Below are 19,043 nucleotides of genomic sequence, written 5' to 3' on the forward strand. Positions count from 1 at the left end.
TGCAAGAGCTACTGACCCTGTTGCGCTGAAACGCATTTCAAATGTGGGAGCGGGCTTGCTCGCGAAAGGGCCCTATCAGGCGCCGAGAAACCCGGCCACCTTCACCGCCGCAGCCTCCAAATGCTGCTCATGACTGAACCCCGAAGCCTTCAACGGCTTCAAATCATGATCCCCCGCCACCAGCCACATCACCTCGATGCTCGGCGACAACACATACCCCTCCACCGCCGCCCGATTGCCCAGTGCATCCCGCTCACCCTGCACAATCAACGTCGGCGTCTTCAGCCCGGCCAGGTGCTCGGTCCGTGGCTTCTCCGGCTTGCCCACCGCATAGAACGGATAACCCAGGCACACCAGCGCGTCCGTACCCAATTCATCCGCCAACAAACTGGCCATCCGCCCGCCCATGGACTTGCCGCCAACGGCCAGTTTCCCAGCGACATGACGTCGCACCTCGGCATACACCTCACGCCAGCATTCCAGCAGTTTCGGCGCCGGGTTCGGCGGACGTTTACCGCCATCCACACGACGCTGGGCCATGTACGGAAACTCGAAGCGCAATACGTTCACGCCATGCCCCGCAAGGCGTGCAGCCATGTCGTTCATGAAGCCCGAGTCCATCGGCGCACCCGCGCCGTGGGCCAAGATCAACGTCGTGGGCGTACGCGCGATAGACCCTGTGGCGACATCCCACAACCAGCCGCGCTCCCGCACACACTGCGCCCATTGATCCCCGTCAATACTGGCCTTGTGCTCTTTGCCCATGCTTGCCTCGCTTTTTAGTCTGCCTATAACTCCAGCCCAAGTGCCGCATTTGCTTGGGTTGAACCGTGGATGGGGAACCATGAACACTACTTTAAGTACCGCCTATAACTACAAGGTGGTCCGCCAATTCGCCATTATGACGGTGGTGTGGGGCATCGTCGGCATGGGGCTCGGGGTTTTTCTCGCTGCCCAGTTGGTATGGCCCGAACTCAACTTCAATTTGCCCTGGACCAGTTTCGGCCGCTTGCGCCCGCTGCACACCAACGCGGTGATCTTTGCCTTTGGCGGTTGCGCGCTGTTTGCCAGCTCCTTCTACTCGGTGCAACGCACCTGCCAGACCCAATTGTTCGCGCCAAAGATCGCGCAGTTCTGCTTCTGGGGCTGGCAGCTGGTGATTGTGCTGGCCGCGATCACCTTGCCGCTGGGCTACACCAGCTCCAAGGAATACGCCGAGCTGGAATGGCCGATCGACATCCTGATCACCATCGTCTGGGTGGCCTATGCCATCGTGTTCTTCGGCACGGTGATGAAGCGCAACACCAAGCACATCTACGTCGGTAACTGGTTCTTCGGTGCGTTCATCATCACCGTGGCCATCCTGCATATCGTCAACAACCTGGAAATCCCGGTCAGCCTGACCAAGTCCTACTCGCTGTACGGCGGTGCGACGGATGCCATGGTGCAGTGGTGGTACGGGCATAACGCGGTAGGCTTTTTCCTCACCGCCGGCTTCCTCGGGATGATGTACTACTTCGTGCCGAAACAGGCCGAACGCCCGGTGTATTCCTATCGCCTGTCCATCGTGCACTTCTGGGCACTGATCACCCTGTACATCTGGGCCGGCCCGCACCACTTGCACTACACCGCGCTGCCGGACTGGGCACAGTCCCTGGGCATGGTGATGTCGCTGGTACTGCTGGCACCGAGCTGGGGCGGGATGATCAACGGGATGATGACCCTGTCGGGCGCCTGGCATAAGTTGCGCAGCGACCCGATCCTGCGCTTCCTTGTCGTGTCTCTCGCGTTCTACGGCATGTCGACCTTTGAAGGGCCGATGATGGCGATCAAGACGGTCAACGCCCTCTCCCACTACACCGACTGGACCATCGGCCACGTACACGCCGGGGCGCTGGGTTGGGTAGCGATGATCTCCATCGGCGCGCTGTATCACATGATCCCGAAAATCTTCGGTCGCGAGCAGATGTACAGCCTCGGCCTGATCAACGCGCACTTCTGGCTGGCCACCATCGGCACCGTGCTCTACATCGCCTCGATGTGGGTCAACGGCATCGCCCAGGGCCTGATGTGGCGTGCAGTCAACGAAGACGGCACCTTGACCTACTCCTTCGTCGAAACCCTGGTGGCCAGCCACCCAGGCTTCATCGTGCGACTGGTGGGCGGGGCGATCTTCCTCAGCGGCATGTTCCTGATGGCTTACAACACTTGGCGCACCGTGCGTTCGGCACAACCCGCCGAAGTCGCCGCTGCGGCGCAGATGGCCTGAGGAGTCGATGATGAAACACGAAACCATTGAAAAGAACGTCGGCCTGCTGATGCTGCTGATGGTGCTCGCCGTGAGCATCGGCGGCCTGACCCAGATCGTGCCGCTGTTCTTCCAGGATGTGACCAACAAGCCGGTGGAAGGCATGAAGCCCTACACCGCGCTGCAACTGGAAGGTCGCGACATCTATATCCGCGAAGGCTGCGTACAGTGCCATTCGCAGATGATCCGCCCGTTCCGCGCCGAAACCGAGCGTTATGGCCACTACTCGGTGGCCGGTGAAAGCGTGTGGGATCACCCGTTCCTGTGGGGCTCCAAGCGTACCGGGCCGGACCTGGCACGCGTCGGCGCGCGCTACTCGGACGACTGGCACCGCGCGCACTTGTACAACCCGCGCAACGTGGTACCGGAATCGAAGATGCCGGCGTACCCATGGCTGGTCACCGCCCCGGTCGACAGCAGCCACACCGAGACCAAGCTCAAGGTGATGCGCACCCTCGGCGTGCCGTACACCGACGACGACATCGCCGGGGCCGTGGCCTCCCTCAAGGGCAAGACCGAGATGGACGCGCTGGTTTCGTACCTGCAAGTGCTCGGCACTGCCATCAAGAGCAAGAGGTGAGCCATGGGATTTGAATTCGATGCTGGAACCATCCGCGGCCTTGGCACGCTGGTCGTGGCCATCGCCTTCATCGGCTTGTCGCTGTGGGTGTTCAACTCCCGGCGCAATTCGGAGTTCGCCGAGGCGTGCCTGCTGCCGTTTGCCGATGAACCGCTACCGCCAACCCCCGACGCTCAAGAAGAGCCTGCAACAAGGAGCAACCGGCCATGACTACCTTCTGGAGTACATGGATCTGTGTACTGACCCTCGGCAGCCTGATCGGGCTGACCTGGCTGTTGATCGGCACCCGCAAGGGCGAGACCAAGGGCAGCGTGGACCAGACCATGGGCCACGCCTTCGACGGGATCGAGGAGTACGACAACCCGCTGCCGCAATGGTGGTTCATGCTGTTCGCCGGCACCCTGGTGTTTGCCGTCGGCTACCTGATCCTCTACCCGGGCCTGGGCAACTGGAAAGGCGTATTGCCGGGCTATGAAGATGGCTGGACCCAGACCAAGGAATGGGACAAGGAGATGGCCAAGGCCGACGCCAAATTCGGGCCGATCTTCGCCAAATTCGCGGCCATGCCGGTGGAAGAAGTCGCCAAGGACCCGCAGGCGCTGAAAATGGGCGGCCGCCTGTTCGCCTCCAACTGCGCGGTGTGCCATGGCTCGGACGCCAAGGGCGCCTACGGCTTCCCGAACCTGGCAGACAACATCTGGCGCTGGGGCGGTTCGGCGGATGCAATCAAGATGACCATCATGAATGGCCGTCATGCCGCGATGCCGGCCTGGGGTGAAGTGCTGGGTGAGGACGGTGTGAAGAACGTCGCAGCCTATGTGCGCCATGAATTGGCAGGCCTGCCGCTGCCGGCGGACAGCACCGCGGATGTCGCCGCGGGCCAAGTGGCATTCAGCACCACCTGTGTCGCCTGCCACGGGCCGGAAGGCCATGGCGTGGAAGCCATGGGCGCGCCGAACCTGACGCAGCCAGGTGGCTTTATCTACGGCACCAGCCTGGCGCAGTTGCAGCAGACCATTCGCCACGGCCGCCAGGGCCAGATGCCTGCGCAGGAAGTACTGCAAGGCAATGACAAGGTGCACCTGCTGGCCGCCTATGTTTACAGCCTGTCCCACAATGCTGATGGCGCAACGCCTGACAGCCAACCCGAGTAATCCTGCACCACCCAAAAGCCGCGCCTGATTCAGGCGCGGCTTTTTTGCGACCCATTGTCGCACCCTTCCGATCGCTGACTTTCCCCTCCTGCCATTCGGGTCTACGCTTGTTTGCACAGTGGACTGGCATTGGCCGGTCGACGGCCGACTTGCACTCGATGGGTTGAAACATTTCTGCTCGATGACAGGCGCAAAGGCTGGTACCTACCGGCTGTCGTGCCACTGGCCATTCGTCACCCGAGCTGCTTGTTTACACACACTCAGTTACAAGTACCTTCGACCCGTTTAAAATCCTGTCCAAGTCGTCAGCTTTTAACCCTGAATTTTGTCCTTACGCCAAACATGGAAAGGGCGCAGAATCTGGTTTGGAACGCATTGACGCAGGTCACCTTGCGTTGCAATGGAATCTTGCTTTCTCCATACTTGCGACCGATTTTTACCCTATAAAAAAACTAAACCGTGGAACCTTAGAATGAGCACAGCAATCAGTCCGACTGCTTATAACTATAAGGTAGTCCGCCAGTTCGCCATCATGACGGTGGTCTGGGGGATCCTTGGCATGGGGCTCGGCGTTTTCATTGCCTCGCAACTGGTTTGGCCAGAGTTGAATTTTGGCCTGCCATGGACGACATTTGGACGCCTGCGCCCGTTGCACACCAACCTGGTGATTTTCGCCTTCGGTGGATGTGCACTGTTTGCCACTTCTTACTACGTCGTGCAGCGAACCTGCCAAACGCGACTGATTTCCGATGCACTGGCGGCCTTTACCTTCTGGGGTTGGCAAGCGGTCATCGTGGGCGCGATCGTCACCCTGCCGCTGGGCTACACCACCACCAAGGAATACGCCGAGCTGGAATGGCCGATCGCCATTTTGCTGGCGATTGTCTGGGTGACCTACGCAGTGGTGTTCTTCGGCACCATCGTCAAGCGCAAGACCAAGCACATCTATGTCGGCAACTGGTTCTACGGGGCGTTTATCCTGGTGACGGCGATGCTGCATATCGTCAACCATGCGTCCTTGCCGGTCAGCTTCTTCAAGTCCTACTCGGCCTACGCCGGTGCGACGGACGCAATGATCCAGTGGTGGTACGGCCACAACGCCGTAGGTTTCTTCCTCACTACCGGCTTCCTGGGGATGATGTACTACTTCGTGCCGAAACAGGCCGAGCGTCCGATCTACTCCTATCGCCTGTCCATCGTGCACTTCTGGGCCCTGATCACCCTGTACATCTGGGCCGGTCCGCACCACCTGCACTACACCGCATTGCCGGACTGGGCCCAGTCCCTGGGCATGGCGATGTCGATCATCCTGCTCGCGCCAAGCTGGGGCGGCATGATCAACGGCATGATGACCCTGTCGGGCGCCTGGCATAAATTGCGCACCGACCCGATCCTGCGGTTCCTCGTGGTCTCCCTGGCGTTCTACGGCATGTCGACCTTCGAAGGCCCGATGATGGCCATCAAGACGGTCAACTCGCTGTCCCACTACACCGACTGGACCATCGGCCACGTACACGCCGGCGCCCTCGGTTGGGTAGCGATGATCTCCATCGGCGCGCTGTACCACATGATCCCGAAACTGTTCGGCCGTGCGCAGATGCACAGCGTCAGCCTGATCAACACGCACTTCTGGCTGGCCACCATCGGTACCGTGCTCTACATCGCCTCGATGTGGGTCAACGGCATCACCCAGGGCCTGATGTGGCGTGCAATCAACGATGACGGCACCCTCACCTACTCCTTCGTCGAAGGGCTGCAAGCCAGCCATCCGGGTTACATCGTGCGCGCCCTGGGCGGTGCGATCTTTGCCAGCGGCATGCTGTTCATGGCCTACAACGTGTGGCGCACCGTGCGTGCCTCCGACCCTGTAGAAGCCGAAGCCGCTACCAAGATCGCCGTTGTGGGAGCTCACTGATGAAGCATGAAGTAGTCGAGAAGAATATCGGCCTGCTGGCCTTCTTCATGGTCATCGCCGTGAGTATCGGCGGCCTGACCCAGATCGTTCCGCTGTTTTTCCAGGACGTGACCAACAAGCCGGTGGAAGGCATGAAGCCGCGCACCGCCCTTGAACTGGAAGGCCGCGACGTCTACATCGCCAACGGTTGTGTCGGCTGCCACTCGCAGATGATCCGCCCGTTCCGTGCCGAAACCGAACGCTACGGCCACTACTCGGTCGCCGGTGAAAGCGTGTGGGACCACCCATTCCTGTGGGGTTCCAAGCGTACCGGCCCGGACCTGGCCCGGGTCGGCGGTCGTTACTCCGATGACTGGCAGCGTGCGCACTTGTACAACCCGCGCAACGTGGTGCCCGAATCGAAAATGCCGGCGTACCCGTTCCTGGTCGAAAACAAACTCGACGGCAAGGACACCGCCAAGAAGATGGAAGTCTTGCGCACCCTGGGCGTGCCCTACACCGACGAAGACATCGCCGGTGCGGCAGCGGCCGTGAAGGGCAAGACCGAAATGGACGCACTGGTGGCCTACTTGCAAGGCCTTGGCACCATCATCAAAAGCAAACGGTGATCTGGATGGATATCGGGATGATTCGAGGCCTGGGCACCGTTGTCGTGATGGTGGCCTTTATCGGCCTGGCCTTGTGGGTGTTCAGCCCCAAGCGCAAGTCGGAGTTTGAAGACGCGACGTTGCTGCCCTTCGCGGATGATCCCGAAGCCATCAAGCACGTCGTGGAAGCGTCTAGGAGTAACAAAGAATGACTACGTTCTGGAGTCTGTACGTCACAGTCCTCAGTCTGGGTACCATTTTCGCCCTGACCTGGCTGCTGCTGTCGACCCGCAAGGGCCAGCGCGCCGAGCAAACCGATGAAACCGTCGGCCACTCGTTCGACGGCATCGAGGAGTACGACAACCCGCTGCCCAAATGGTGGTTCATGCTGTTCGTCGGCACCATCATCTTCGCCCTCGGTTACCTGGCGCTGTACCCTGGCCTGGGCAACTGGAAAGGCCTGCTGCCGGGCTACAACTACCTCGACAACGACAAGCAAACCCCATTTGCCAATGGCCAGACCGGCTGGACCGGCGTGCACGAATGGGAAAAGGAAATGGCCAAGTCGGACGCCCGGTTCGGGCCGATCTTCGCCAAGTTCGCCGCCATGCCGATCGAAGAAGTGGCCAAGGACCCGCAAGCCTTGAAGATGGGTGGCCGCCTGTTCGCCTCCAACTGCTCGGTGTGCCACGGTTCCGACGCCAAGGGTGCCTACGGCTTCCCCAACCTGACCGACGCCGACTGGCGCTGGGGCGGCGACCCGGCCACCATCAAGGAAACCATCATGAAGGGCCGCCACGCGGTGATGCCGGCGTGGGCCGAAGTCATTGGCGAGCAAGGCGTGGCCGATGTGGCCGGCTTTGTGGTGACCAACCTCGATGGCCGCAAATTGCCGGAAGGCGCGAAGGCAGACGTGGCCAACGGCGAGAAACTCTTCGCCGCCAACTGCGTGGCGTGCCACGGTCCTGCCGGTAAAGGTACACCCGCCATGGGCGCGCCTGACCTGACCCACCCTGGCGCGTTCATCTACGGTTCGAGCTTCGCGCAACTGCAGCAGACCATCCGTTATGGCCGTCAAGGCCAGATGCCTGCGCAGGAGCAGTTGCAGGGCAATGACAAGGTGCACTTGCTGGCGGCCTATGTTTACAGCCTGTCCCATGGAGACAAGGCAGCTGAGGAGCAGTAAGCATTAAAACCAAAAAGCCCCGCGCAGCCAATGCTGCGCGGGGCTTTGGTAATGGGGCATTGGTGGAACTCAACTTACCCCGAGGACGAGGCGTTACCGTTCTTCATGTACTTGGTCCATTCTTTTAATAGCAGCGTTGATCGCCCCCCGATCAGCCGATTTAGACCAATCCGTCAGTCCTAACTGTGCCACTAACTCAGGACGACTCAAGATTTCCCGCGCGACCATCGCTTCATCTGGGCCGCGATCATGACGCGTCCCATCCGCGATGTTCTTCAGTGAAGCGTAAGTCACACCCTCCCTGCGATCAATCCCACCCCAACCGCGCTCCGGGTAATAGGTGTCATATTCATTCAGGAGCTTTTGCGCCAGTTCTTTATCACTCATCGTGGCCAGGGGAAACCCCATATTCTGACCCACGGTTATGATACTTTCACGATCGATTTTGCCATCGTGCTTATGCTTTCCGTACCCATCGAGTTTCTCCATGAGTACAGGATTTTCCAGCAGAGAACGGGCAAAATTCATGTCGTCACTGCTGTAGCCACTCTGCGCAGAGGCATACGCAACCTGTCGTAGAGAGTCGCGGGTGATGTAGTCTGGTTGCGCAGGGTCGGCATACTTATCAAAGTTTCTGAGTAGACGGTCGGCCACCCGATAATCATTCCAACTACTGAATTGCTCTACGCTGATGCCAGAGGATACTGGCAGCGTCGAAGCCGATGGTGGAACGGCTCCAACATTATGCGTGTCATTAGCACGTTGAATGGTCATTGGTTTCCTCGATTTGAATAACGTCAAAACAAAATAAATTTATCGGCGCGCAAGAGGCCTAGGCATAACGCTCAACAATTGCTCATCAAAGGTTTCATCGTGGTAACGCTGCGCGCTGCTACAAAACATTGCCGAACACTGATCCAGACTTGATCTCAACGTCGGCATTTCCTGCGTGGCAATAACGCGATCAGCGTTCCTACAACAAACGTTTCATTCTGTGTAAACAAAGGCTCGTTTGGGCCTAAGAACTGATATCGCAGAAGCGTCAGCTTCCTAACCAATCGTTGTAGGTTATTTAACAGCGCAAAAAGCAGGTATAAAAACGCCACCACACCGGCCCGTAGACCTCTCCTGATTTACTTACTCAACACCAGGAAGTCGCAAGGGAAACGGCAAGGTGCACTTGCTGGCGGCGTATGTTTCGGACTGTCCCATGGGAACAAGCCGCCAGACGCCGTGTGAGGAAAAGCGGTGAAAAAAAACGGCCCCGCCAGTGGAGATTGGCGGGGCCGTTTTGTTTTCAAGTCGAAAAAGTCGTCACCGCCAGCAACGCATCTACATTTGAGATTGATCAAGAAAACCGCAGGTAGTAACGTGACTACATTCGTACTCCATACGGAGGTTAGCCCCCATGACCATCACCACCATTTCCAGCCGTGAATTCAATCAAGACACAAGCGGTGCCAAAAAAGCCGCCCGCCAAGGCCCGGTTTTTATCACTGACCGGGGCAAGCCTGCCCATGTACTGCTAAGCATTGAGGACTACCAAAAACTGACAGGCCTCAATGCCGACATCGTTGACCTGTTGGTGATGCCAGAAGCGGCAGATATCGAGTTCGAAACCGAACGCGCCGTGATCACTCATCGACCCGTGGACTTCACTTGATGTATCTACTCGACACCAACGTCATCTCTGAACTGCGCAAACCCCAGGCCGATGCCAAGGTCGTCGCCTGGGCCAAAAGTGTCATCGCGCCACGGATGTATATTTCAGCCATTACCTTGAAGGAACTGGAAACAGGAGTCCTGCGAATGGAGCGGCGTGATCCCGCCCAGGGGAAGGTTTTGCGCACATGGCTCAAGCGCCATGTCATGCCGGCGTTTGATGCCAGGATCCTGCCGATTGATGCAGCAGTTGCCCTGCGCTGTGCCAGCTTGCATGTGCCAGACCAAGCCAACGAAAGTGACGCGCTGATCGCTGCAACCGCGCTGGTTCATGGGCTGACAGTGGTCACCCGCAACACTGGCGACTTTCAATCCAGCGGCGTCGCGCTGATCAATCCATGGGACGAATGACCGGTAAGGCTGCGAAAACCGTCCATACTTCACAAGTCAATTGACCCAGATCACGTACACCATCAATTGATTTCCCCCAACGCGACCAAAGGTCGCACCCGTCGAAGGGTATCAGGGGCGTATCATTAGGCCACTGCAACACCCCTATTTTGACCCCGGCCGGCACGTACTGGCCGAGGCAAATCTCCACTGCCGTGGGATGCAATGATGAGCAACCAGATTCCGGTACATGACGTTACTCCGCCTGCCAAAAATTCGAATAACACCGTCGATCTCTACGCATCGCGGGAGAAAATCTACACCCGTGCCTTCACCGGTTTGTTCCGCAATCTGCGGATGCTCGGGGGTGCCGGTTTGTTCCTGCTCTACTTCGGCACCGTGTGGCTGAACTGGGGTGGCCACCAGGCTGTCTGGTGGAACCTGCCGGAGCGTAAATTCTTCATTTTTGGCGCGACTTTCTGGCCCCAGGATTTCATCCTGCTGTCGGGCATCCTGATCGTGGCGGCGTTTGGCCTGTTCTTCATCACCGTGTATGCCGGCCGCGTCTGGTGCGGCTACACCTGCCCGCAAAGCGTGTGGACCTGGATCTTCATGTGGTGCGAAAAGGTCACCGAAGGCGACCGCAACCAGCGCATCAAGCTGGACAAGGCGCCGATGAGCGCCAACAAGTTCCTGCGCAAGTTCGGCAAGCACAGCCTGTGGCTGATCATCGGCTTCGTCACCGGCATGACCTTTGTCGGCTACTTCTCGCCGATCCGTGAACTGGTGTTCGATTTCTTCACCGGCCAGGCGGATGGCTGGTCGTATTTCTGGGTCGGCTTCTTCACCCTCGCCACCTACGGCAACGCCGGCTGGCTGCGCGAGCAGGTGTGCATCTACATGTGCCCGTATGCGCGTTTCCAGAGCGTGATGTTCGACAAGGACACGATGATCGTTTCCTACGACCCGCGCCGTGGCGAAGTCCGTGGGCCGCGCAAAAAAGGTATCGACTACAAGGCCCAGGGCTTGGGGGACTGCATCGATTGCACGATGTGCGTGCAGGTGTGCCCTACCGGCATCGACATCCGTGACGGCCTGCAGATTGAATGCATCGGCTGCGCGGCCTGCATCGACGCCTGCGACAACATCATGGACAAGATGGAATACCCGCGCGGGCTGATCAGCTACACCACCGAGCACAACCTGTCCGGGCAGAAAACCCATAAGCTGCGCCCGCGCCTGATCGGTTATGCCCTGGTGCTGCTGGCGATGATCAGCCTGTTGGTGGCCGCCTTCTTCGTGCGCTCGCTGGTGGGTTTCGATGTCAGCAAGGACCGCGTGCTGTACCGCGAAAACGCCGAGGGCCGGATCGAAAACGTCTACAGCCTGAAGATCATGAACAAGGACCAGCGCGACCACACCTACGTGCTTGACGCCGCAGGCCTGCCAGACCTCAAGCTGCAAGGCCGGCGCGAGATCAAGGTAGCGGCCGGGGAAATCTTCAGCATGCCGGTGGAGTTGTCGAGCGCACCGGAACAACTGCCGTCGAGCACCAACGAGGTGAAATTCATCCTCAGGGATGCCGATGACGACAGCGTCCACATTGAAGCCAAGAGCCGATTCATCGGCCCACAAGTCCGTTAATAGAGAGCCGAACAATGCCCGCAGCTACTGCCGCAAGCCCCTGGTACAAGCACCTCTGGCCCTGGATCATCATTGGGATCCTGACCTGCTCGGTGACGTTGACCTTGTCCATGGTGACCATCGCGGTAAACAACCCCGACAACCTGGTCAACGACAACTATTACGAGGCCGGCAAAGGCATCAACCGTTCCCTGGACCGCGAACTGCTGGCCCAGACTCTGCAACTGCGGGCCAAGGTGCACCTGGACGAGTTGACCGGCGAAGTCGAATTGCACCTGACCGGCAACAGCGGGCCCGGCACCCTGGAGCTGAACCTGATTTCGCCGACCCAGCCGGAGAAGGATCGCAAGATCATCCTGACCCGCAGCGACAGCGAGCCCGGCCGCTACATCGGCCAGGTGACCGACAAGGTCGAAGGCCGCCGCTTCGTCGAGCTGCTGGGGGTGGAAGGCGACCGGACCTGGCGTATGTTTGAAGAAGAACAGGTCAGCCATGACAAGGACTTGCTGCTGGGCGACGAGCCGCTGCAGGGTGCTGAAGACCTGAAAAAATAGAGCGTCACCTGTTTGATCGTTCCCACGCTCTGCGTGGGAATGCATCCCGTGACGCTCCGCGTCACAAGAGCGGACGCGGAGCGTCCAGCGAAGCGTTCCCACGCAGAGCGTGGGAACGATCATCGGAACTGAGCCATGACCACCCCGATCCCCTGCTACCACTGCGCCCTGCCCGTGCCGCCCGGCAGCCGGTTCACTGCCGTGATCCTCGGCGAGCCCCGCGAGCTGTGCTGCCCGGGCTGCCAGGCGGTGGCCGAGGCAATTGTCGCCGGTGGCCTGGAAAGCTATTACCAGCACCGCAGCGAAGCCTCGGCCAACCCCGAGGCGCTGCCGGTGCAACTGGTGGACGAGCTGGCGCTGTATGACCGTGCCGATGTGCAAAAGCCTTTCGTGCGCCACGACGGTGACCTGTCGCAAGCCACACTGTTGATGGAAGGCATCAGTTGCGCCGCCTGTGGCTGGCTGATCGAAAAACACCTGCGCAGCCTGCCCGCCGTGGCCGAGGCGCGGCTGAACCTGTCCAACCACCGCCTGCACGTGCGTTGGGCCGATGGGCAACTGCCACTGAGCCAACTGCTCGGCGAGTTGCGCCACATCGGCTACGCCGCCCACCCGTATCAAGCCGACCGTGCCGCTGAACAACTGGCCAGCGAAAACCGCCTGGCCCTGCGTCAACTGGGGGTGGCCGGGCTGCTGTGGTTCCAGGCGATGATGGCGACGATGGCCACCTGGCCGGAATTCAATATCGACCTGAGCCCGGAGCTGCACGTGATCCTGCGCTGGGTCGCGATGTTTCTGACAACGCCCATCGTGTTCTACAGCTGCGCGCCGTTTTTCAAGGGGGCGATGCGCGACCTGCGCACCCGCCACCTGACCATGGATGTTTCGGTGTCCCTGGCCATTGGCGGTGCCTACCTGGCCGGAATCTGGACCGCCATCACCGGCACCGGCGAACTGTATTTCGATGCAGTCGGCATGTTTGCCCTGTTCCTGCTGGCTGGGCGCTACCTGGAGCGTCGCGCCCGGGAACGTACGGCGGCAGCCACCGCGCAGTTGGTCAACCTGTTGCCAGCCTCGTGCCTGCGCATGAGTGCCGACGGGCAAAGTGAACGGATCCTGCTCAGCGAACTGGCCCTGGGCGACCGGGTACTGGTGCATCCGGGGGCGGTGCTGCCGGCAGACGGCATCATCCTCGACGGCCAGTCGAGCATCGACGAATCGCTGCTGACCGGCGAGTACCTGCCGCAACCACGCCAGGTCGGCGATGCCGTCACTGCCGGCACCCTCAACGTCGAAGGTGCGCTGACCGTCGAAGTCCGCGCCCTGGGCCACGACACGCGCCTGTCGGCCATCGTGCGCCTGCTGGAGCGGGCCCAGGCGGAGAAACCCCGGCTGGCGGAGATCGCCGACCGCGCCGCCCAATGGTTCCTGTTGTGCTCGTTGGTCGCCGCTGCGGTCATCGGCCTGGTGTGGTGGGAGCTGGATTCGTCACGGGCGTTCTGGATCGTCCTGGCGATGCTGGTTGCGACCTGCCCTTGCGCCCTCTCACTGGCAACACCCACCGCCCTGACGGCAGCCACCGGCACCCTGCACAAACTCGGCCTGCTGCTGACCCGCGGCCACGTGCTGGAAGGCCTGAACCAGATCGACACGGTGATTTTCGACAAGACCGGCACCCTTACCGAAGGTCGCCTGGCGTTGCGCGCGATCCGCCCGTTGAGCCTGCTGGGCAGCGACGAGTGCCTGAGCCTCGCGGCGGCGCTGGAGCAACGTTCGGAACATCCTATCGCCCGCGCATTCGGCCGCGCGCCGTTGGCGGCGGATGAAGTGCTCAGCACGCCGGGCCTGGGCCTGGAAGGCCGCGTCGGTGACCGCCGGTTGCGCATTGGCCAGCCGGGTTTTGTTTGCGAACTGAGCGGCTGCGCCCTCCCCGCCTCGCCGAAGGAAGCCGGCCAATGGCTGCTGCTGGGCGACACCGACGGCGCCCTGGCCTGGTTTGTCCTGGATGACCGCCTGCGCAGCGACGCGCCCGCCTTGCTCGCCGCCTGCAAGGCACGCGGCTGGCGCACGTTGCTGCTGTCGGGAGACAGCTCGCCGATGGTTGCCAGTGTCGCCGCCGAGCTGGGCATCGACGAAGCCCATGGCGGCCTGCGCCCCGATGACAAGCTGCAAATGCTGCAACAGCTGCACAAGGAAGGCCGCAAGGTGCTGATGCTCGGCGATGGCGTCAACGATGTGCCGGTGCTGGCCGCCGCCGATATCAGCGTGGCCATGGGCTCGGCCACCGACCTGGCCAAGACCAGCGCCGACGCGGTGTTGCTGTCGAACCGCCTCGACGCCCTGGTGCAAGCCTTTACCCTGGCCCGGCGCACCCGCCGGGTAATCATTGAAAACCTGCTGTGGGCCGGGCTGTACAATGGCCTGATGTTGCCGTTTGCCGCCCTCGGCTGGATCACTCCCATCTGGGCGGCGATCGGCATGTCCCTCAGTTCGTTGACCGTGGTGCTCAATGCCCTGCGCCTGACTCGCATGCCGAGCACGCCAGCCGTGAGCCCCGCCCCCGTAACCCGCCCGCTGCCGGCTTGAGCCGCACGGGCATGGAGTGCAGATGCCAGCTCTTTACGTGATGATCCCGGCGGCGCTGTTGATCGTGGCCATCGCCATTTACATCTTCTTCTGGGCGGTGGACAGCGGCCAGTACGACGACCTCGATGGCCCGGCCCACAGCGTGTTGTTCGATGACCAGGACCCGAACCACCTGGCGGCCGTCGATGAAGCCAACGGCCCTGAACAACCGCCCAAGCCGAAAGATCCGCCCCATGCTTGAACTGGCGCCCCTGCTGGTCTCGGCAGTGATCCTCGGCCTGCTGGGCGGCGGCCATTGCCTGGGTATGTGTGGCGGCCTGATGGGCGCGCTGACCCTGGCGATTCCCAAGGAGCAACGCAGTCGGCGCTTTCGCCTGCTGCTGGCCTACAACCTGGGGCGCATCCTCAGCTACGCCACCGCCGGCTTGCTGATCGGCCTGGCCGGCTGGGCCGTGGCCAACAGTCCGGCAGCGATGTTCATGCGCATCCTCGCCGGGCTGTTGCTGATCTGCATGGGCTTGTACCTGGCTGGCTGGTGGAGCGGCCTGACCCGTATCGAAAGCCTCGGGCGCGGCCTGTGGCGGCATATCCAGCCGGTTGCCAACCGTTTGCTGCCGGTGTCCAGCCTGCCCCGGGCGTTGCTGCTGGGTGCGCTCTGGGGCTGGTTGCCGTGCGGGTTGGTCTACAGCACGTTGCTGTGGGCGGCCAGCCAGGGCAATGCGCTGGACAGTGCGGTGCTGATGCTCGCGTTCGGCCTTGGCACCTGGCCGGTACTGCTGGCCACGGGCTTAGCCGCTGATCGAGTCACCGCGTTATTGCGCAAACGCAGCGTGCGGATGGCCGGTGGCCTGCTGGTCATGCTGTTCGGCATCTGGACCTTGCCCGGGCCGCACCAGCACTGGCTGATGGGCCACTAGATCGCCATGTGGCATAGCGCCGCTCCCCGTTGATGCAAATCAAGATGGCTTCCCCACCCAGCCCCTAGACTCGGCCCACTAGCCTATCCGGGGGAACGCCCGCATGCTCGACGCCATTCGTTGGGACACTGATCTGATTCACCGCTACGACCTGGCGGGGCCACGCTACACCTCGTACCCCACCGCCGTACAATTCGACAGCCAGGTCGGCACCTTCGACCTGCTCCACGCCCTGCGCGACAGCCGCAAGGCCGTACGGCCCCTGTCGCTGTATGTGCACGTGCCGTTTTGCGCCAACATTTGCTACTACTGCGCCTGCAACAAGGTCATCACCAAGGATCGCGGCCGGGCTCACGCCTATCTGCAACGCCTGGAGCAGGAAATCCAGTTGGTGGCGTGCCACCTCGATCCCAAACAGCCGGTGGAGCAGCTGCACTTCGGCGGCGGCACCCCGACCTTTCTCAGCCATGACGAGCTGCGTCAGGTCATGGGCCGCCTGCGCCAGCACTTTAACCTGCTGGACGATGACTCCGGCGACTACGGGATTGAAATCGACCCGCGGGAAGCCGACTGGGCGACCATGGGCCTGCTGCGTGAACTGGGGTTCAACCGCGTCAGTATCGGCGTGCAGGACCTGGACCCCGAAGTGCAGCGTGCGGTGAACCGCCTGCAAAGCCTGGAAGAAACCCGCGCAGTGATCGACGCAGCGCGCACCCTGCAGTTTCGTTCGATCAATATCGACCTGATCTACGGTTTGCCCAAGCAGACACCGCTGAATTTCGCACGCACCGTGGAAGAAGTCATCAGTCTGCAACCCGACCGCCTCTCGGTGTTCAACTACGCACACCTGCCGGAACGGTTCATGCCCCAGCGACGGATCAACACCGACGACCTGCCCTCCCCGGCGGAAAAACTGCTGATGCTGCAAACCACCATCGAGCAGTTGACCCGGGCGGGCTACCGCTACATCGGCATGGACCACTTTGCCCTGCCGGACGACGAATTGGCCGTCGCCCAGGAAGAAGGCACGCTGCAACGCAACTTCCAGGGCTACACCACCCATGGGCATTGCGATTTGATCGGGCTTGGGGTGTCGGCGATCAGCCAGATCGGCGACCTGTACTGCCAGAACAGCAGCGACCTGAACCACTACCAGAACGCCCTCGCCGGCGCGCAACTGGCCACCAGCCGTGGGTTGTTATGCACCACGGATGACCGGTTGCGACGGGAAGTGATCCAGCAGTTGATCTGCACGTTCAGCCTGAGTTTCGAGAAGATCGAACAGGCTTTCAACATCGATTTTCGCGGCTATTTCGACGAACTCTGGCCGCAACTGGAGGCGATGACCGAGGACGGACTGATCGAACTCGACCCACAGGGCATCCGCGTATTGCCGGCGGGGCGCCTGCTGGTACGCTCGGTGTGCATGGTGTTCGATGCCTATCTGGAGCACCAGAATCGGCAACGATTTTCGCGAGTAATCTGAACCTGTCCTACTTCGCCAGCAGGGCCATCGCTTCCAGCTGCGACTCGGGAGACTCGTCCTTCAAGGCCTTGGTCAACTGCGATTGGGCCGTCATCAAGCCGGCCTGCAATGTCGCGATATCACTCTGCAAGGCGGCCACTCTGGCCTGCCTTGCCTGCGGGGTCTTTGAGGCGTCGGACATGGCAGCTGAGAGCTGAGCCATCTTCTCGGCGAGCTGTTTTCTCATCTCGCGAATCATTTTCAACAGCTGCTTGATGTTGTCTTTCAGGTTGCTGTCGTCAATGTCCTTGTTGGAGTTGGTGCTGGCCTTGGAGGCTTTCAGCCCCGCCCCCGAGATATCCACCACCAGTCCTTGGGGCTTGGTGTCAGTGGCCCGATCGGTCGAAGACGCTTGGTCTTTATCGTCTGCAGCGGGGTCTTTTTTCGCATCAGGCACGGTTAGCGAAGAAACAATGGCAGGGTTGGTTGCGCCAATGGAAAGCATGATCTGAGCCTCCAGCTCTAGGAGTGACAATCTTGTATCGACCTCGATACAAAATTCTTTATACCGCTGCTGCTTTTTTGTACACGCTGGCCTGATCGTCCCCCAGTGCGGTACCCTTACGTCTTATGTGTGTTTTCCCACAAGGATTTAAGAAATGTCCGAGCCAGTTAAACTGCGCGCTCATAGCCAGGCTCATTGCAAGGATTGCAGCCTGGCCCCCCTGTGCCTGCCACTTTCGTTGAATCTGGAAGACATGGAAGCGCTGGACGAGATCGTTAAACGCGGTCGCCCACTGAAAAAAGGCGAGTTCCTGTTTCGCCAGGGCGACAAGTTTGACTCCGTTTATGCAGTACGTTCTGGCGCGCTGAAAACCTTCAGCCTGAGCGATGGCGGCGAAGAACAGATCACCGGCTTCCACCTGCCGAGCGAACTGGTCGGACTGTCGGGCATGGACACTGAGATTCACCCCGTGTCGGCCCAGGCCCTGGAAACCACATCGGTGTGTGAAATCCCGTTCGAACGCCTGGATGAACTAGCCCTGCAGCTGCCGCAATTGCGTCGCCAGTTGATGCGCGTGATGAGCCGGGAAATCCGCGACGACCAACAGATGATGCTGTTGTTGTCGAAGAAAACCGCCGACGAGCGTATTGCCACTTTCCTGGTCAACCTTTCCGCACGTTTCCGCGCGCGGGGTTTCTCGGCCAACCAGTTCCGCCTGAGCATGTCGCGCAACGAAATCGGCAACTACCTGGGCCTGGCGGTGGAAACCGTATCCCGGGTATTCACCCGCTTCCAGCAGAACGAGTTGATTGCGGCCGAAGGCAAGGAAGTGCATATCCTCGACCCGATCCAGCTCTGCGCATTGGCTGGCGGTTCGCTCGACGGTTGATCCAGACGCTTGCGGCCGAGCCAATCGGCTGGGCCGCAGGTATACTTCGAGTCCGCTTTCCTCCCCAGGACTCCTCGACGATGGTCTTCGATTCGTTCGACATCAAATCCCTGATTCGCCCAGTCATCGACTTCCCCAAGCCTGGGGTGATCTTTCGCGATATCACGCCGCTGTTCCAGTCGCCCAAGGCCTTGCGCCTGGTGGCCGACACCTTCGTACACCGCTACGTCGAAGCCGACTTCACCCACATCGGCGCGATGGATGCCCGAGGCTTCTTGATCGGTTCGATCATTGCCTATCAGTTGAACAAACCGCTGATCCTGTTCCGCAAGCAAGGCAAATTGCCGGCTGACGTGCTGGCCGAGAGTTACCAGACCGAATACGGCGAAGCCTTCCTGGAAGTGCACGCCGACAGCCTGTGTGAAGGTGATTCGGTGCTGATGTTCGATGACCTGATCGCCACCGGCGGCACGCTGATCGCAGCGGCCAACCTGGCCCGGCGCATGGGCGCACGGATTTTCGAAGCGGCGGCGATCATTGACCTGCCGGAGCTGGGTGGGTCCCAGCGCCTGGAAGACATGGGCATTGCGACGTTCTGCCTGACGCAGTTTGCCCTGACAGACCAATAACCCCGGGACTCGTGTGGCGAGGGAGCTTGCTCCCGCTGGAGTGCGCAGCGCTCCCAAAGATCTTGGGGCCGC

21 protein-coding genes are annotated in these 19,043 nt (G+C 60.7%); 18 read left to right on the plus strand and 3 right to left on the minus strand.

Going from position 1 to position 19,043, the window contains the following annotated elements; all coding sequences use genetic code 11:
- Positions 1-75: 75 nt before the first annotated feature.
- Positions 76-765: an alpha/beta family hydrolase gene (locus ACW9I6_RS20500; RefSeq protein ID WP_178912544.1), complete on the minus strand. Its 690-nt coding sequence runs from the start codon at positions 763-765 to the stop codon at positions 76-78.
- Positions 766-844: 79 nt separating this feature from the next.
- Here ACW9I6_RS20500 and ccoN (ACW9I6_RS20505) point away from each other — a divergent pair, with 79 nt between their 5' ends.
- The 8 genes from ccoN (ACW9I6_RS20505) to ccoP (ACW9I6_RS20540) all read left to right on the plus strand — a co-directional run bounded on the left by ccoN (ACW9I6_RS20505) (position 845) and on the right by ccoP (ACW9I6_RS20540) (position 7,730).
- The gene (gene ccoN / locus ACW9I6_RS20505; RefSeq protein ID WP_003219009.1) at positions 845-2,269 is read left to right on the plus strand and encodes a cytochrome-c oxidase, cbb3-type subunit I; all 1,425 of its coding nucleotides are present in this window, start codon (positions 845-847) and stop codon (positions 2,267-2,269) included.
- 10 nt (positions 2,270-2,279) lie between these two features.
- Positions 2,280-2,888 carry a cytochrome-c oxidase, cbb3-type subunit II gene (gene ccoO / locus ACW9I6_RS20510; protein ID WP_003219010.1) on the plus strand — a complete coding sequence of 203 codons (609 nt, stop codon included), beginning with the start codon at positions 2,280-2,282 and terminating at the stop codon, positions 2,886-2,888.
- 3 nt (positions 2,889-2,891) lie between these two features.
- Complete coding sequence (locus ACW9I6_RS20515; protein WP_214499232.1) at positions 2,892-3,098, plus strand: cbb3-type cytochrome oxidase subunit 3; 207 nt, start codon at positions 2,892-2,894, stop codon at positions 3,096-3,098.
- Positions 3,095-4,042 (plus strand): cytochrome-c oxidase, cbb3-type subunit III, encoded by a 948-nt coding sequence (gene ccoP / locus ACW9I6_RS20520; RefSeq protein WP_003219014.1) that lies wholly within the window; start codon positions 3,095-3,097, stop codon positions 4,040-4,042. The genes ACW9I6_RS20515 and ccoP (ACW9I6_RS20520) overlap by 4 nt, the downstream gene beginning before the upstream one ends.
- Before the next feature lie 472 nt (positions 4,043-4,514).
- On the plus strand, positions 4,515-5,957 hold the full coding sequence (ccoN, locus tag ACW9I6_RS20525) for a cytochrome-c oxidase, cbb3-type subunit I (protein WP_003219015.1): 1,443 nt from the start codon (positions 4,515-4,517) through the stop codon (positions 5,955-5,957).
- Complete coding sequence (gene ccoO / locus ACW9I6_RS20530) at positions 5,957-6,565, plus strand: cytochrome-c oxidase, cbb3-type subunit II (RefSeq protein WP_003193167.1); 609 nt, start codon at positions 5,957-5,959, stop codon at positions 6,563-6,565. The genes ccoN (ACW9I6_RS20525) and ccoO (ACW9I6_RS20530) overlap by 1 nt, the downstream gene beginning before the upstream one ends.
- Before the next feature lie 5 nt (positions 6,566-6,570).
- Positions 6,571-6,756 carry a CcoQ/FixQ family Cbb3-type cytochrome c oxidase assembly chaperone gene (locus ACW9I6_RS20535; protein WP_008437575.1) on the plus strand — a complete coding sequence of 62 codons (186 nt, stop codon included), beginning with the start codon at positions 6,571-6,573 and terminating at the stop codon, positions 6,754-6,756.
- On the plus strand, positions 6,753-7,730 hold the full coding sequence (ccoP, locus tag ACW9I6_RS20540) for a cytochrome-c oxidase, cbb3-type subunit III (RefSeq protein WP_003219020.1): 978 nt from the start codon (positions 6,753-6,755) through the stop codon (positions 7,728-7,730). The genes ACW9I6_RS20535 and ccoP (ACW9I6_RS20540) overlap by 4 nt, the downstream gene beginning before the upstream one ends.
- A gap of 93 nt (positions 7,731-7,823) precedes the next feature.
- Here ccoP (ACW9I6_RS20540) and ACW9I6_RS20545 read toward each other — a convergent pair whose 3' ends face one another.
- On the minus strand, positions 7,824-8,504 hold the full coding sequence (locus ACW9I6_RS20545; RefSeq protein WP_023659084.1) for a hypothetical protein: 681 nt from the start codon (positions 8,502-8,504) through the stop codon (positions 7,824-7,826).
- A gap of 634 nt (positions 8,505-9,138) precedes the next feature.
- Between ACW9I6_RS20545 and ACW9I6_RS20550 the strand changes: the two genes are divergently transcribed.
- The 8 genes from ACW9I6_RS20550 (at position 9,139) to hemN (ending at position 16,969) form a co-directional block, all read left to right on the plus strand.
- Positions 9,139-9,393 (plus strand): type II toxin-antitoxin system Phd/YefM family antitoxin, encoded by a 255-nt coding sequence (locus tag ACW9I6_RS20550; protein ID WP_003219024.1) that lies wholly within the window; start codon positions 9,139-9,141, stop codon positions 9,391-9,393.
- Entirely contained in the window at positions 9,393-9,803 is a 411-nt protein-coding gene (locus tag ACW9I6_RS20555; RefSeq protein ID WP_087694843.1) for a type II toxin-antitoxin system VapC family toxin, read from the plus strand. Before ACW9I6_RS20550 ends, ACW9I6_RS20555 begins: the two co-directional genes overlap by 1 nt.
- A gap of 207 nt (positions 9,804-10,010) precedes the next feature.
- Positions 10,011-11,426 carry a cytochrome c oxidase accessory protein CcoG gene (ccoG, locus tag ACW9I6_RS20560; protein ID WP_003219028.1) on the plus strand — a complete coding sequence of 472 codons (1,416 nt, stop codon included), beginning with the start codon at positions 10,011-10,013 and terminating at the stop codon, positions 11,424-11,426.
- 14 nt (positions 11,427-11,440) lie between these two features.
- Positions 11,441-11,980, plus strand: coding sequence for a FixH family protein (locus tag ACW9I6_RS20565; protein WP_008437568.1), 540 nt, complete (start codon positions 11,441-11,443; stop codon positions 11,978-11,980).
- 135 nt (positions 11,981-12,115) lie between these two features.
- Positions 12,116-14,566 (plus strand): heavy metal translocating P-type ATPase, encoded by a 2,451-nt coding sequence (locus ACW9I6_RS20570; protein ID WP_457339745.1) that lies wholly within the window; start codon positions 12,116-12,118, stop codon positions 14,564-14,566.
- A 22-nt stretch (positions 14,567-14,588) separates the two neighbouring features.
- Complete coding sequence (gene ccoS, locus ACW9I6_RS20575) at positions 14,589-14,807, plus strand: cbb3-type cytochrome oxidase assembly protein CcoS (protein ID WP_003219033.1); 219 nt, start codon at positions 14,589-14,591, stop codon at positions 14,805-14,807.
- Positions 14,800-15,483 (plus strand): sulfite exporter TauE/SafE family protein, encoded by a 684-nt coding sequence (locus ACW9I6_RS20580; RefSeq protein ID WP_003219035.1) that lies wholly within the window; start codon positions 14,800-14,802, stop codon positions 15,481-15,483. Before ccoS ends, ACW9I6_RS20580 begins: the two co-directional genes overlap by 8 nt.
- 103 nt (positions 15,484-15,586) lie before the next feature.
- Positions 15,587-16,969 (plus strand): oxygen-independent coproporphyrinogen III oxidase, encoded by a 1,383-nt coding sequence (gene hemN, locus ACW9I6_RS20585; RefSeq protein WP_457339746.1) that lies wholly within the window; start codon positions 15,587-15,589, stop codon positions 16,967-16,969.
- A gap of 7 nt (positions 16,970-16,976) precedes the next feature.
- Here the strand turns inward: hemN and ACW9I6_RS20590 are convergent, their stop codons facing one another.
- Positions 16,977-17,453: a hypothetical protein gene (locus ACW9I6_RS20590; protein WP_003219041.1), complete on the minus strand. Its 477-nt coding sequence runs from the start codon at positions 17,451-17,453 to the stop codon at positions 16,977-16,979.
- A gap of 154 nt (positions 17,454-17,607) precedes the next feature.
- On the opposite strand from ACW9I6_RS20590, the gene fnr reads away from it, so the two are divergent.
- The gene (fnr, locus tag ACW9I6_RS20595; RefSeq protein ID WP_003219044.1) at positions 17,608-18,342 is read left to right on the plus strand and encodes a fumarate/nitrate reduction transcriptional regulator Fnr; all 735 of its coding nucleotides are present in this window, start codon (positions 17,608-17,610) and stop codon (positions 18,340-18,342) included.
- A gap of 80 nt (positions 18,343-18,422) precedes the next feature.
- On the plus strand, positions 18,423-18,971 hold the full coding sequence (locus tag ACW9I6_RS20600) for an adenine phosphoribosyltransferase (RefSeq protein WP_003219046.1): 549 nt from the start codon (positions 18,423-18,425) through the stop codon (positions 18,969-18,971).
- Positions 18,972-19,043 lie beyond the last annotated feature (72 nt).

This window comes from Pseudomonas sp. SDO5522_S412 (genome assembly GCF_054071215.1).